The organism is Micromonospora echinospora (assembly GCF_900091495.1).
Taxonomy (GTDB): domain Bacteria; phylum Actinomycetota; class Actinomycetes; order Mycobacteriales; family Micromonosporaceae; genus Micromonospora; species Micromonospora echinospora.
In genome coordinates this window covers 4588142-4600434 of record NZ_LT607413.1, presented here as the reverse complement: position 1 = coordinate 4600434, position 12293 = coordinate 4588142, and the positions used below count along the sequence as shown (strand labels likewise).

Genomic DNA, 12293 nt, shown 5'->3' with positions numbered 1-12293 from the left:
ACCGTCAGCCGGTGACCGACGCGCGGCTCGGCGGGATCGTCGCCTGGTGGTCGATCGTCCACACCCCGCCGCAGGTCCTGCCGACGATCGTCGCGGAGTTCCACCGCACCCTCGCTCCCGGCGGGCACCTGCTGCTCGGTTTCCATGCCGGCGACGAACTCGTCCGTCGGGACCGCGCCTACGGCCACCCGGTCACCGTCGAGTCCTACCGGCATCCGCCGGAGCGGGTCGCCGGGCTGCTGGAGCGGGTTGGGTTCACCGTCACCGCGCGGCTGGTCACCCAGGAACCGGACGCTCCGCAGGGGGCGTGCCTGCTGGCCCGTCGGCCCGCCGCCGGCTGACCGGGCCGCGCCTCCCGCCCGCTCCGGTCGGCGGCCCGTACCGGCTTCGACGACCGAGGTCCCCACCTGCGAGGTTCCTTGACAGGATTTCTTGTCAAGGGCAGGCTGTGGCCATGTCCATCGACGCGGTAGACGTGATCGCGGCTCCGGCCGCGGCGATCGTGGCACTCGATCCGGTCCGGTCCCGCATGCTCGCCGAGCTTCGCCAGCCCCGCTCGGCGACCGAGCTGGCCCGGGTGCTCGGCCTGCCCCGCCAACGGGTGCACTACCACGCCCGGCAGCTCGAATCGCAGGGCCTGGTGACCGGTGCGGGCGAGCGGCGCTGGGGCGGGCTCACCGAACGGCTGCTCGTCGCCACGGCCGAGGCGTACCTCGTCTCGCCCGAGGTGCTCGGTGCCGCCGCCGCGCGCCCGGTGTCGGGCGAACGCCCGGACCGGCTCTCCGCCGCGTATCTGGTCGCGGTCGCCGGCCGGGTCGTACAGGAGGTCGGCGCCCTGCTGCGCCGGTCCCGGGACACCGGGCGACAGGCCGAGACGTTCGCCCTCGACGCCGAGATCACGTTCAGCAGCCCTACGGCGCGAGCGGACTTCGCCCGGGACCTAGCCGAAGCCGTCACCGCCGTGATCGCCCGACACCACGTCGAGGGCGGGACGACGGGACGACGTCACCGCCTGGTCGTCGGCGCCTACCCGATTCCGCAGCACACGCCAGCAGCGGCTGGCCCGAGCAGGGAGCAGACCCATGACTGACATCCGCGCGTCCGTCGACGACGAGGACGGGCGCTACCGCGCGGTCGTCGAGACGGACGTACCCGGCACTCCCGAGCAGGTGTGGGAGCTGATCGCCACCGGCCCCGGGCTGGAGACCTGGTTCGTCCCGGGCGAGGTCGACCCCGGACCCGGCGGCCGGATCGTCACGTACCACGGGTCCTACGGCTCCTCGGAGGGGACGATCACCGCCTGGGATCCGCCGCGTCGCCTCGTCTTCGACGAGCCCGAGGAGATAGGACCGGACCGGGGCACCCGGACGTGGAACACCGAGATCCTGGTGGAGGCGCGCTCCGGCGACACCTGCGTCGTCCGACTGACCAGCGGCTTCCTCGTCGGCGGCGACGAGTGGCGGGACGACGTCGACCAGACCCTCGGCGGCTGGACCGCGGCCCTGCGCACCATGCGGCTCTACCTGACCCACTTCGCCGGGCTACCGGTGACCACGCTGCTCGTGCAGCAGGAGGTGCCGGGGTCGGTCGAGGTCCCGGATGTGGTGGAGGTGGCCGGACTGCGCACCGGAAAGGTCGGCGACGAGGTCGCCACCGCCGCGCCGGCCCCGGCGCTGTCCGGTGTGGTCGAGCAGGTCGACGACAGGTCGGTCACCGTCCGCACGCACGAGCCGCCGGGAATCGCCGAGGTCGCCAGCATGCGGTACGGCGGAACGACGTCGATCATGTTCCGGTGGTACCTGTACGGGGACCGGGGCCCGGCCGTCCGGGAGCAGGCGGGAGCGGCGTGGTCGGCCTGGGCGTCAGCCCACGCGAACGGCACCCGGGCCTGAGAACTGCGGGCTGACGGTGACGTCTCCGTCGACGGACCGCCGTCACCCGGCCGCCGGTGCGGGGCTCTCGACGGTCGGGGCCGGTGCCGGCGCGTCCGTGGAGGAGGTCGCGCCGGCACCGGTGGTACGGCGGAGGGGCTCAGTCGGGCAGGCGGTCGAGGATCCAGGTGCAGAGTTCCTCGGTGACCGCGGTGTGCGGGGTGGTGGTGGAGGAGCAGAGGAACTCGTCGAGTTCGCTCTCGCTCGGGTCGAGCGCGTTGACCTTGGCGTACAGGTCGTCCTGGTCGTCGAGGTCCCGGATCGCGACCGCGCTGACGGTGGGCACGAAGCACACCGTGGGTTTACGCAGGTCGACCAGGCCGCCGTTCTCCCGCAGCGCCTCGGCGATGATCCGGTAGGAGTCCAGGGTGCCGCCCGGCGCCCCGTCGATCTCCGGGAAACCGCTCGTCGTGACGACCTGGCGGGCGGGCGGAAGGGTGCGCACCAGTTCGGCGACCGTGACGTCGTCGCCGGTCGCCTGGATGCGGAAGGTCGTGCCGGGGAAGAGAAGTCCGTTGACGGTCAACGCGACCTCACCCGGTTCCACCGGGATCGGCATGCCCTCGCCGGAGCCGTTGGCGACACCGATCTTCCGTGGGCCCACCGGCCACTCGCCGACGGCCCGCAACTGTTCGAGGAATTCATCCCGGTCGGGATGCCGGCGGATCGTGCCGTCCTCGCTGTCGTAGTGCCGCCACATCATCTCCTTGGCGGCCGGGCTGTTCATCTGGACGGCGAAGTCGTTCTCGGGCCCGGGAATGAAATGGGCGAACGCCTGGATGCCGACGGGAATGTGGCCGCCGCGGTGCGGGGTGTCGTAGGAGAAATAGAGGGCGGTCCGGTGCGGGATGTTCTCGTGTTCCATCCGGGCGAGCGCGTAGCGGGTGATGAGGCCACCCATGCTGAATCCGCCGACGGACAGTGGACCGGCATCGACCTGGGTTTCGGTGGTCCGCCGGATCACCGCGATCGCCGCCTCCGCGTTGGTGGTGATCGGGGCGGTGCGTTCGTCGAAGCCGAGCAGGATCACGGTCCGGCCCTGTCGCCGGAGCGTGGTGATCAGCGGGAAGGTGCCGTCCAGGCCCTGGTAGAGCCAGTCCAGGTCGCTGCGGCCGAGGTTGAAACCGTCGGCCATGACCACCGGCCGCCGGATCCCTGGCGGGCCGTCTGCGTAGTAGACCCTTGCGAAACCGTGCGGAATCCCCTCGTCCCACTCCTCGTCCGCCGCCGGCACCTCGACCGGCACGGCCGGCGCACCGGCCACCCGGGCCGCCAGGGACGTCCTGCCCACCGCCTGCTCCTGTTCGGACACGCGCTCTCCCCCCTCACACCCGCGCCGGGCCGGACGAAGACGTCCATGCGGCGGCTGCGGGACCGGTGACCTCCACCATTACCGGGGACGATAGACCACAATTGGCGACGCAGAATTCCCCCGAAAGCGTGAAACCCGCGCTGTGGAATTTCCGCGGCACTGCCGCGTCAAAACTCCACGATATTCACTCACATCAGAACGGAAAACAGACTCGAATTCGGTATTCCGCCGCCCCGCCGTCAGGACCGACCGGGGTTGCCACGGCGGTGCGGCGAGCTTCGAGGGCTCCGCGCCCGCCGGGTGAGCCGTACGCCGTCGGTCAGCAGACCGACGCCGAGCAGGGTGAGCAGCACGCCGGTGGTCCGTCAGGAGGAGCGGGCCAGCGCCTACGTGCCCCGGACGCCGAGGGTGGCGAGGGCGGTGAGCAGGTTGTCCACAGCCGCGTCCGAGGCCCGGCCGACGCTCTCGACCGTCGCGGCGCCCAGGTGCGGCGTCGGCACCACCCGGGGGTGGGCGAGCAGGGCCGACGGCTCCGGCGGCTCCCGGTCGAAGGCGTCGACCGAGTACAGCGCGATGCGGCCGGACTCCAACTGGGTCAGCAGGGCAACCTCGTCGACGAGGGTCGACCGGGCGGTGTTGAGCAGGACCACGTCGTCGCGGAGCAGGGCCAGTTCGGCGGCGGTGAGCAGCGGTCCGTCCGGGGACGGTGGGACGTGCAGCGACACGACCTCGCTGCTGCGGAGCAGCTCCGCCAGCGGCAGCAGCGGCACGTCACCGCCGTCGGTGACGTACGGGTCGTGCGCCACGACCCGCATGCCGAGCCCCTGGGCCAGTTGGGCGAGTCGCCGTCCGATCGCCCCGAACCCGACCACGCCGAGGGTCCGGCCGGCGGCCTCGCGTCCGGTGCTGCGCCGCCACTGTCCGGCGCGGAGCGCGGCGCTGGCCTCGGGCAGTCCGCGCAGGCCCATGAGGGCGAGCGCGAGGGCGAGTTCGGCGACGCCCTGCGCGTTGGCGCCCCGGGCGGTGAGCACCCGCACACCGGCCGCGTCCGCCGCGCCGGCGTCGATGGCGTCGCGGCCGGCGCCGTTGCGACTGATCACCTTCAGCGCGTCGGCGTGGGCCAGGACGTCCGCGCCGATCGGCTCGACCCCGGCGATCCAGCCGACGACGCCCGGGACGGTGGCGGCGAGGTCCGCGCCGGTCGGCTGCCGGCCCGGGGTGGGGGTGACGACGGTGAAGCCGGCCGCCCGCAGCCGCCGCACGGCGGGCGAGTCCGGGTTCGACATCGACCGGGGAGTGACCAGGATCCGGGGCGCGGTCACGACCGCACCTCCGGTGTGCCCGGTCCGAGCAGCGTGATCAGGCGCTCGACCTCCTTTGCCATGGCGTCCCGGGCCGGGGCGACGTACTTGCGCGCGTCGAGCAGCTTCGGGTCGGCGGCGAGCCGGTCACGCACCACGCCGGTGAACACCTTGTTGAGGTGGGTGGCGATGTTGACCTTCGTCATCCCCCGGGCCACCACGGCCCGCAGGGTCTCGTCGTCCACGCCGGAGGAACCGTGCAGCACCAGGGGCACCGGCACCAGTTCGGCGATCGCGGCGACCAGGTCCAGGTCGACCACCGCGTCGCGGGAGGCCATCGCGTGCGAGGTGCCGACCGCGACGGCGAGCGCGTCGACGCCGGTCTCCTCGCAGAACCGGCGGGCCTCGGCGGGGTCGGTCCGCACGCCCGGGGCGTGGACGCCGTCCTTGCCGCCGACCTCGCCGAGTTCCGCCTCGACCGCGACGTCGTGGGCGTGGCAGTGCGCGACGACCTGCCGGGTCACCGCCCGGTTCTCGTCGTCGGGCAGTCGGGAGCCGTCGTACATGACCGAGGTGAACCCGAGGTCCACCGCCTCGCGGACCAGGGCGACGTCCTCCGCGTGGTCGAGGTGCAGCGCGACGGGGACCGTCGCCGCCTCGGCGAGCGCGCGGGCGGCGAGCGCGAGGGGACGCAGGCCGCCGTGGTAGCGGACCGCGTTCTCGCTGATCTGCAACACCAGTGGCGCACGGGCGGCCTCAGCCCCGCTGACCAGGGCCTCGGCATGTTCCAGCAGGGTCGCGTTGAAGGCCCCGACGCCGTGTCGCGCGCTGCGGGCGGCGGCGAGGATGGGACGTGGGTCGGCGAGGGGCATGGTGACTACTCCTGGTTCGGTGTTTGGTCGTCGTGGTCGGCCGCGGTGACGGCGGCGTGCGCCCGGGTCGCCGCGCGGGCGGCGTCGAACCGGGCACGGGGTGCGGCGTAGGCGGCGGCGAGGTCCGGGCGCGGGTCGACCCGCAGCGCCGCGCGCCGGGTCGACCGCAGGGGCGCGGTGTCCGTCCAGGTGCCGGTGCCGAGCAGCGCGAGGGCGGCGGCACCGAGCGCGGCCCCGTGCTGCGCGTCGTCCGGGCGGCTGACCGGGCGGCCGAGCAGGTCGGCGAGCACCTGGAGCAGCAGGCCGCCCCGGGCGCCACCGCCGGTGGCGCTGATCTCCCGGTCGGCCGGCGCCCCGGCGAGCATCGTGCGCGCGGCGTCGGCCAGGCTGAAGCCGATGCCCTCGACCAGGGCGCGGGCCAGGTGGCCGTGCGTGTGTCCGAGGTCCAGCCCCAGGTAGGCGCCGCGCACGGCCGGGCCGCCTTCGGCGACGGTCCCCCCGGCGAGGGTTGGCACGCAGGTCAGCCCGTCCGCGCCGACCGGCACGGCGGCGGCCTCGTCGAGCAGGGCGTCCAGGTCGGCCTCCCGGCCGAGCAGGGCGGCCAGCCAGGTCAGGCTGCTGCCGCCGCCGAAGGTCGACAGCGCCGAGACGTACAGGCCGGGCAGGACGTGGTCGAAGACGTACGGTCGGCCCACCGGGTCGAGCACCGGCTCGGCCCCGGCCACGGTGACCCAGTTCGACGAGCCCAGCGAGAGGTACGCCTCGCCGGGGCGGTCCAGACCCGCGCCGAGCGCCATGCACGAGTTGTCGACCCCGCCGGCCACGACGGGCACCCCGGCGGGCAGGCCGGTGGCGGAGGCGGCGTCCGGGGTGAGCCGGCCGACCACCCCGGTCGACGGCACGACCGGCGGCCACCAGTCGGCGGGCAGCCCGAGGGCGGCCAGCACGTCGGGCAGCATCCGACGGGTGGCGAGGTCGTACGCGCCGCTGCCCGAGGCGTAGCTGGGATCGGTGCGCTGGACTCCGGTGAGCCGGGCGTTGACCCAGTCCTTGCTGCCGAGGATGCGCGTCGTCCGGGCCGCGACGTCCGGGTGCGCGGCGCGCAGCCAGGCGGCCTTGAAGACGGTGTACATGCCGCGCGGGAAGCCGTTGCCGGTGCGGGCGTACCAGTCGGTCTCGTCGGCGTCGGCGAAGTACGCCGCCGCCGCGTCCTCCCCCCGGGTGTCGGACCAGATCGGCACCGTGTCCAGCAGCGGCGTGCCGTCCGCGTCGACCGGCACCATGGCCAGGCTGTGACCGGAGAGCCCGACCGCGACGACGCGGTGCCGACCGGCGTCGGCGGCCAGCAGCTCCCGGGACGAGCGGACGACCGCGGCCCACCAGTCCGCCGGGCGCTGCTCGTGCCGTCCCGGTGCCGGGTAGGTGGTGGGGTAGGCGGCGAAGGTGGTGGCGACCACCCGGGCGGCCGGGTCGACGAGCGCGGCCTTGCAGCCTCCGGTGCCGAGGTCGACGGCGAGCACGACGTCGCTCATGCCAGCTCCCTCCGTTCCGGGACGCCCTGGTACGGCAGTCCGGACCGCATCTGCGCCAGCAGGGTCTTCATGTCGCGCACGTCCCCGAGCGCCGACTCGCCCCGGCGGAGCAGGGTCATCGTGGCGATGGTGTCGACGACCACGAGCTGGGCGAGCCGGGAGATCGTCGGGGTGTAGACGTCGGTGTTGTCGAGGGACTCCACGATCAGGGCGATGTCGCTCAGCTCCGCCAGCGGGGACAGCCCGCCGGTGATCCCGACGACCGTCGCCCCCCGGTCCCGGGCGACGCGTACGGTGTCCAGGATCGAGGCGGTGCGACCGGTGTTCGAGATGGCCACCAGGACGGTCGACGGGGTGCTGGTGGAGGCGGCGAGGAACTGCTGGTGCGTGTCGATCGGCGCCGAGCAGGGCACCCCCAGCAGGGGGAACTTCTGTTCCGCGTCCATCGCCACGATGCCCGAGGCGCCGAGCCCGATGAAGACGACCCGACTGGCGGCGACGATGGCCGCCACCGCCCGGTCGAGGGCGGTCAGGTCGAGGTGGCGTCGTACGTGGTCGAGCGAGGTGATCGAGAAGTCGAAGACCTTGCTGACCGTGGTGGCCGTGTCGTCCTGGGCCTCGATCACCGACTGGGTGGCCGGGATGCCGAGCGCGACGCTCTGCGCCAACTGGATGCGGAAGTCGTGGAATCCGTCGCAGCCGATCGCGTTGGCGAACCGGACGATGGTCGGCTGGCTGACCCCGACCGTCTCGGCGAGTTCGGCCAGCGTCATCCGGACCGTCCCGTGCGGGTCGGCGAGCACCGCGTCGGCGACCTTGCGCTCGGAGCGGCGCAGCGTCTCCAGACCCTTGTTGATGCGCTCCAGCACGGTGCCGGCGTTCATCGGGCGACCGCCAGGGCGAGGGTGCCGTCGTGGCGGGGGACGCGGACCGTGACGCCGCGCCGGGCGGCGGCGTCGAGGTCGAAGGAGGCCGGATCGACGGTGTTGAAGTCAAACATGCCCCAATGATGTGGCACCAGGGTGTCGATTCCGGCGCGCGCGCAGAGGTCGACGGCCTCGGCGAAGTCGAAGTTGCCGGGCACCCCGTGGGCGAGCCGGTGCGCGTCACGCCCGTTGACCGGCAGCAGCGCCACGTCGACGGCCAGCGCGGTGAGCCGTTCCGCCTGGCCGTCCCACGGGGCGCAGTCGCCGGAGTGGTAGACGCGGACACCGCTGGCCTCGACGACGTAGCCGAGGAAGTGGTCGTCGCCGTTGCCGTCCCGGACGCGTTCCTCGTGGGCGGCCGGCACCGCGGTGACGGTGAAGGGGCCGTAGTCGATCCGGTCGCCCTCGGCGAGGGCGTCGATCCGCGACCGGGGCGCGCGGGAGCGGCGCAGCGCCTCGTCGCGCACCGCGCGGGGGCAGGCCAGCCGGAGGTCCGGCTGGGCGGCCATCAGCGGAATGAGGGTGTCCGGGTCCATGTGGTCGGTGTGCGCGTGCGAGCAGAGCACCGCGCGCAGTGGCGGCAGGTCCGCCGGGGCGACCGGGGCGGGGAGCATCCGGACGTGCGGGAACGTCGTGCCGGCGTACTTGCGGGCCAGCGAGTCCGACAGGTACGGGTCGACGAGCAGGTGCGCGTCGCCGTCGGAGCCGGTGGTGGTGAGCCAGAACCCGGCCTGCCCGAGCCAACGCGCCCGCAACGTCATCGGAGCTCCTGCGCCGCGTCGTAGAGCCGCTCGAAGTCCGGTCCCTCGGTGGGGATGTCGAGGTCGAAGACGGCGTCGATGGCCCGGGTCCAGCCGTGCACGAAGTAGCGCCAGCCGTCGGAGACGGTGAGCGCGTCGGCCTCGGCCCGGTTCCGGGCCTGGCGCAGGAAGCCGAGTTCCCCCCGGTAGTTGAACTCCCAGGCGTACCCGCCGTGCGGGAAGACGGCCGCGTCGCTGAGCGGGGAGCCGGGCCGGTCCTTGCCCATGCCGGTGGCGTTGACCACCAGCGCGCCCGGGGCGAGGTCGACGAGCAGGTCGTCGTGCACGTCGCCGGGAGCGAGGCGGTGGGTCCGCCAGGTGATCGCCGGGTCGCCGGTGGCGACGTCGGCGGTGATGGCGGCGAGCCGCTGGTCGGCGATGTCGGTGACGGTCACCCGGGCCGGGGCGTCGTCGCCGGCCCGGTGGGCGAAGTAGTCGCAGAGCGCGAGGGCGGCTCCGCCGGCCCCCATGACCAGCACGTCCCGGCCGGCCATCGCCGGCACGATGGACCGCAGGGCCATCTGGCTGGTGACGGTGTCCAGGGCGAGGCCGTCGATCCAGCCGTCCCGGGCCACCAGCGCGCTGGTCTCGGCCAGCCGGGCGGCGTCGTCGTTGACCTGCCGCAGCAGGTCACGGCTGGCCGCGTAGAGGTCGAGCTTGTGGGTGGTCACCAGCGCGCCGCGGGAGTGTTCGTCGTCGCGCAGGTGCGCGACGACCTTCCGGTAGACCTCGGGCTCCGCGCCGACCGGCACGTCGATGCCGACGAGGTCGACCCCGTCCAGGCCGAGGAGGGGACGCCAGGCCGCGAAGACCCGGTGGATCGCCGACGACGTGGTGCTGACGCCGATGAAGTACATCGTCGGCCGGGTGGCCGGCCGCAGATCGTCGGGGGTCACGGGGTCGCCTCCGCGACCAGTTGGACGGCGTACGCGGTGTTGATGCCGAACCGGGTCGCCCCGGCGTCGAGCAGGGCGTGGAGCTGGGCCAGCGACCGGATGCCGCCGGACGCCTTGATCTCGCGGTCACCGCCGGCGATCTCCCGGATCACGCGGACGTGCGCGGGCGTGGTGGGCACGCCCTGCCAGCCGGTGCCGGTCTTGAGGGAGGCGGCACCGGCGTCGACCGCCACCCGGGCCGCGTCACGCAACTGGGCCTCGTCGAGCAGGCCCACCTCGAGGATGACCTTGACGGGCACCCGGCCGTCGACGGCTGCCAGCACGGCGGCGACGTCCCGGGTGGCCGCGGCGAGTTCGCCGGAGCGGACCAGCCCGACGTTCATCACCACGTCCATCTCCTGGACGCCCGCGTCGAGCAGCCAGCGGGCCTCGGTCACCTTAACCGGGGTGGCCGAGCCGCCGGAGGGGAAGCCGACCGGGGATCCGGCGTTGGTGTGCGAGCCGTCGAGCAGCGGGCGCAGCACCGGCACCCAGGACGGCAGGACGTGCGCGGCGACGAAGTCACCGGCGAGGGCGTGGCGGGCCAGCGCCTCCACGTCCGCCCGGCCGTGCTGGGCCTGTACGGCACTGATGTCGATCATGCGGGCCAGCGCGTGGCCGGTGGGCTCAACGGGGGACATAGGAGCCGTTCTCCTCCAGACGCCAGCCGTCGCCGTCGGCGACGACCCGGTGCCGCATGCCGCCGGAGCGGGCGATGATGTCGTAGTCCTGGCCGGCGTCGGCCGGGTAGCAGAAGAGGGTGACCAGGTCGGTGTCGCCCAGGTTGACGCTGCGGTGGATGTGCGCCGGCGGCACGTACGCGACGACGCCCGGCCGCATCTCGGTCACCACGGTCGCGCCGTCGAGGGTCTCCATCAGCATTAGTCCGTGGCCGGACAGGCAGTGGTAGATCTCGGTGCGGTCCTGCTGGGCGTGGATGTGGCCCCGGGTCATGTGGAACTCCGTACCGACCCGGCCGGGCGACAGGGTGGAGATTCCGGTGATCAGGTCACCCGCGTCACCCGAGGGACGGAACTCGTCGACGTGGTAGATCACCCGGTCGGACTCGGTCGCGAGGCGCGCGTCGAACGCCTCGGTGTCGGTGAACAGCCCGGTGAGGTCGGCCAGCTTCTTCTCGTAGCGACCGGTGCGTCCGGTCATCCCCTCCGGCGTGACGACCAGGGCCGGTCCCTGCTGCGGTGTGGTCACCGTGTTCCTCCTGCTCCGTCGGCACGGACCCCGGTACGGTCCCCACCTGCCGGCTCACTTTGTAGCAAAGTTACAAGGCGATGTCACCCCGCCGCATCGCCCCGTCGAGCCGTTTGTAGTGGAACAGCCCCGTATTTCCCCGGTTACCAGACCAGTCCGCCCAGCAATAACGGAATATCCCACTAAAAGGGACTCGATGATGTAGTCGAGCTACCAAACTCCAGCTCACGAACCTAACGATCAGGAAACCTACCGTTGACATGCGAGAGGCCGAATGTAGTGTTGCTCCCAACCGAGCGGGCCTCCGCCTCGATCACCAGGACGTACGTCACGGTGTCCGTCGACGGCCCTCCGGTTCCTCGCACAGACGGGGGACGCCCCCGCCCACCACCCCTGGAGGAACAGATGTCCCACCGGACACGCGGCAAGGCGCTCGCCCGTAGCGTCGCCGCACTGCTGACCGTCACCCTGGCCGTAGCGGCGTGCGGTGGCGGGGACGAGGCGGGCAACGGCGAGCCGGCCGACCCGATCGCCGGGCGTCCCACGCCCACCGACCAGGCCCCGGACTCCGAGGTCAAGATCGCGATGATCGGCTTCGCCAACAACCCCTACTGGGTCTCGGTGAAGTCCGGCGCCGACTACGCCAACCGGGTGCTGGGCGACAAGAAGGGCAAGGTCGACTGGATCGTCGCGGGCGACAACATCGACGTCCAGACGGTCTCCAGCGCGATCCGCGCCGCCGACGCCCAGGGCTACAAGGGCGTCGGGTTCTTCATCGCCGGCGAGGGCAACTGCGCCGACATCAAGACCCTCTCCGCCAAGGGCATCAAGATGGGCGCCTACAACACGCTCTTCGACTGCGTGGGGACCTCGGGCGGCACCATCAACTACGCCCAGGAGCAGTACAAGGCCGGCCAGACCGCGGCCCAGGAGATGATCAAGGCCGCCGGTGACAAGGCCGGCAAGGTCGGCATCATCGTCAGCCAGTTCACCGCGCCCGGCTCCGAGCAGCGCCGGCAGGGCTTCGTCGACGGACTCAAGGGCTCGAAGCTGACCCCGGTCAACCAGGGCGTCGAGGCCAAGGACTCCGCGTCGAACACCTTCTCGGCCGCGCAGAACTTCCTCCAGTCCAGCCCCGACCTCGTCGGCATCTACGCCACCGCCGGTGGCCCGTTCGGCGCGGCCCAGGCCGTGGCCGCGGCCAACAAGCAGGACACCGTGAAGGTGATCGGCTTCGACATCACCACCGAGAACATCGAGGCCATCAAGAACGGCTCGATGTACGGCGTGATCGGCCAGGACGCCTTCGGCCAGGGCTACAACACCGCGATCGAGCTGTTCAACGCGGCGGTCACCGGTGACCAGCCGGCCGAGGTGAAGCAGGAGGCGGTCGCCCCCTTCGTCACCAAGGACAACCTCGCCGAGCACGACCCCTCGACCCTGCCGCTCGGCACCCCGGGCGCGTCCTGATCGGG

The 12293-nt window shown here is 72.8% G+C and carries 13 protein-coding genes; 4 read left to right on the top strand and 9 right to left on the bottom strand.

Going from position 1 to position 12293, the window contains the following annotated elements:
* Nucleotides 1–11: 11 nt before the first annotated feature.
* From GA0070618_RS20740 to GA0070618_RS20730, 3 genes are all read left to right on the top strand, one after another.
* Nucleotides 12–341 carry a class I SAM-dependent methyltransferase gene (locus GA0070618_RS20740; protein ID WP_088983130.1) on the top strand — a complete coding sequence of 110 codons (330 nt, stop codon included), beginning with the start codon at nt 12–14 and terminating at the stop codon, nt 339–341.
* A 113-nt stretch (nt 342–454) separates the two neighbouring features.
* Nucleotides 455–1090, top strand: coding sequence for an ArsR/SmtB family transcription factor (locus GA0070618_RS20735; RefSeq protein WP_088983129.1), 636 nt, complete (start codon nt 455–457; stop codon nt 1088–1090).
* Nucleotides 1083–1892 carry an SRPBCC family protein gene (locus GA0070618_RS20730; RefSeq protein ID WP_088983128.1) on the top strand — a complete coding sequence of 270 codons (810 nt, stop codon included), beginning with the start codon at nt 1083–1085 and terminating at the stop codon, nt 1890–1892. Before GA0070618_RS20735 ends, GA0070618_RS20730 begins: the two co-directional genes overlap by 8 nt.
* Nucleotides 1893–2031: 139 nt before the next feature.
* On the opposite strand, the gene GA0070618_RS20725 is transcribed toward GA0070618_RS20730, so the two are convergent.
* The 9 genes from GA0070618_RS20725 to GA0070618_RS20685 form a co-directional block, all read right to left on the bottom strand.
* Complete coding sequence (locus GA0070618_RS20725; protein WP_088983127.1) at nt 2032–3243, bottom strand: esterase/lipase family protein; 1212 nt, start codon at nt 3241–3243, stop codon at nt 2032–2034.
* A 386-nt stretch (nt 3244–3629) separates the two neighbouring features.
* On the bottom strand, nt 3630–4565 hold the full coding sequence (locus GA0070618_RS20720; RefSeq protein ID WP_197701560.1) for an NAD(P)-dependent oxidoreductase: 936 nt from the start codon (nt 4563–4565) through the stop codon (nt 3630–3632).
* The gene (locus GA0070618_RS20715; RefSeq protein WP_088983126.1) at nt 4562–5416 is read right to left on the bottom strand and encodes a class II fructose-bisphosphate aldolase; all 855 of its coding nucleotides are present in this window, start codon (nt 5414–5416) and stop codon (nt 4562–4564) included. The genes GA0070618_RS20720 and GA0070618_RS20715 overlap by 4 nt, the downstream gene beginning before the upstream one ends.
* A 5-nt stretch (nt 5417–5421) precedes the next feature.
* The gene (locus tag GA0070618_RS20710) at nt 5422–6948 is read right to left on the bottom strand and encodes a xylulokinase (RefSeq protein ID WP_088983125.1); all 1527 of its coding nucleotides are present in this window, start codon (nt 6946–6948) and stop codon (nt 5422–5424) included.
* Entirely contained in the window at nt 6945–7832 is an 888-nt protein-coding gene (locus tag GA0070618_RS20705) for a MurR/RpiR family transcriptional regulator (protein ID WP_088983124.1), read from the bottom strand. Before GA0070618_RS20705 ends, GA0070618_RS20710 begins: the two co-directional genes overlap by 4 nt.
* Nucleotides 7829–8635, bottom strand: a complete 807-nt coding sequence (locus GA0070618_RS20700) for an MBL fold metallo-hydrolase (RefSeq protein ID WP_088983123.1) — start codon at nt 8633–8635, stop codon at nt 7829–7831. The genes GA0070618_RS20705 and GA0070618_RS20700 overlap by 4 nt, the downstream gene beginning before the upstream one ends.
* Nucleotides 8632–9570, bottom strand: coding sequence for a shikimate dehydrogenase (locus GA0070618_RS20695; RefSeq protein ID WP_088983122.1), 939 nt, complete (start codon nt 9568–9570; stop codon nt 8632–8634). Before GA0070618_RS20695 ends, GA0070618_RS20700 begins: the two co-directional genes overlap by 4 nt.
* Complete coding sequence (gene deoC / locus GA0070618_RS20690; RefSeq protein WP_088983121.1) at nt 9567–10250, bottom strand: deoxyribose-phosphate aldolase; 684 nt, start codon at nt 10248–10250, stop codon at nt 9567–9569. The genes GA0070618_RS20695 and deoC overlap by 4 nt, the downstream gene beginning before the upstream one ends.
* On the bottom strand, nt 10237–10818 hold the full coding sequence (locus tag GA0070618_RS20685) for a glucose-6-phosphate isomerase family protein (protein WP_197701559.1): 582 nt from the start codon (nt 10816–10818) through the stop codon (nt 10237–10239). Before GA0070618_RS20685 ends, deoC begins: the two co-directional genes overlap by 14 nt.
* 405 nt (nt 10819–11223) lie before the next feature.
* On the opposite strand from GA0070618_RS20685, the gene GA0070618_RS20680 reads away from it, so the two are divergent.
* On the top strand, nt 11224–12288 hold the full coding sequence (locus tag GA0070618_RS20680) for a sugar ABC transporter substrate-binding protein (RefSeq protein WP_088983120.1): 1065 nt from the start codon (nt 11224–11226) through the stop codon (nt 12286–12288).
* Nucleotides 12289–12293: the final 5 nt, after the last annotated feature.

Coding starts and splice junctions, on each gene's coding strand:
- GA0070618_RS20710 (WP_088983125.1), bottom strand. CDS start 6,948: ATGAGCGACGTCGTGCTCGCCGTCGACCTCGGCACCGGAGGCTGCAAG.
- GA0070618_RS20700 (WP_088983123.1), bottom strand. CDS start 8,635: ATGACGTTGCGGGCGCGTTGGCTCGGGCAGGCCGGGTTCTGGCTCACC.
- deoC (WP_088983121.1), bottom strand. CDS start 10,250: ATGTCCCCCGTTGAGCCCACCGGCCACGCGCTGGCCCGCATGATCGAC.
- GA0070618_RS20715 (WP_088983126.1), bottom strand. CDS start 5,416: ATGCCCCTCGCCGACCCACGTCCCATCCTCGCCGCCGCCCGCAGCGCG.
- GA0070618_RS20735 (WP_088983129.1), top strand. CDS start 455: ATGTCCATCGACGCGGTAGACGTGATCGCGGCTCCGGCCGCGGCGATC.
- GA0070618_RS20730 (WP_088983128.1), top strand. CDS start 1,083: ATGACTGACATCCGCGCGTCCGTCGACGACGAGGACGGGCGCTACCGC.
- GA0070618_RS20705 (WP_088983124.1), bottom strand. CDS start 7,832: ATGAACGCCGGCACCGTGCTGGAGCGCATCAACAAGGGTCTGGAGACG.
- GA0070618_RS20680 (WP_088983120.1), top strand. CDS start 11,224: ATGTCCCACCGGACACGCGGCAAGGCGCTCGCCCGTAGCGTCGCCGCA.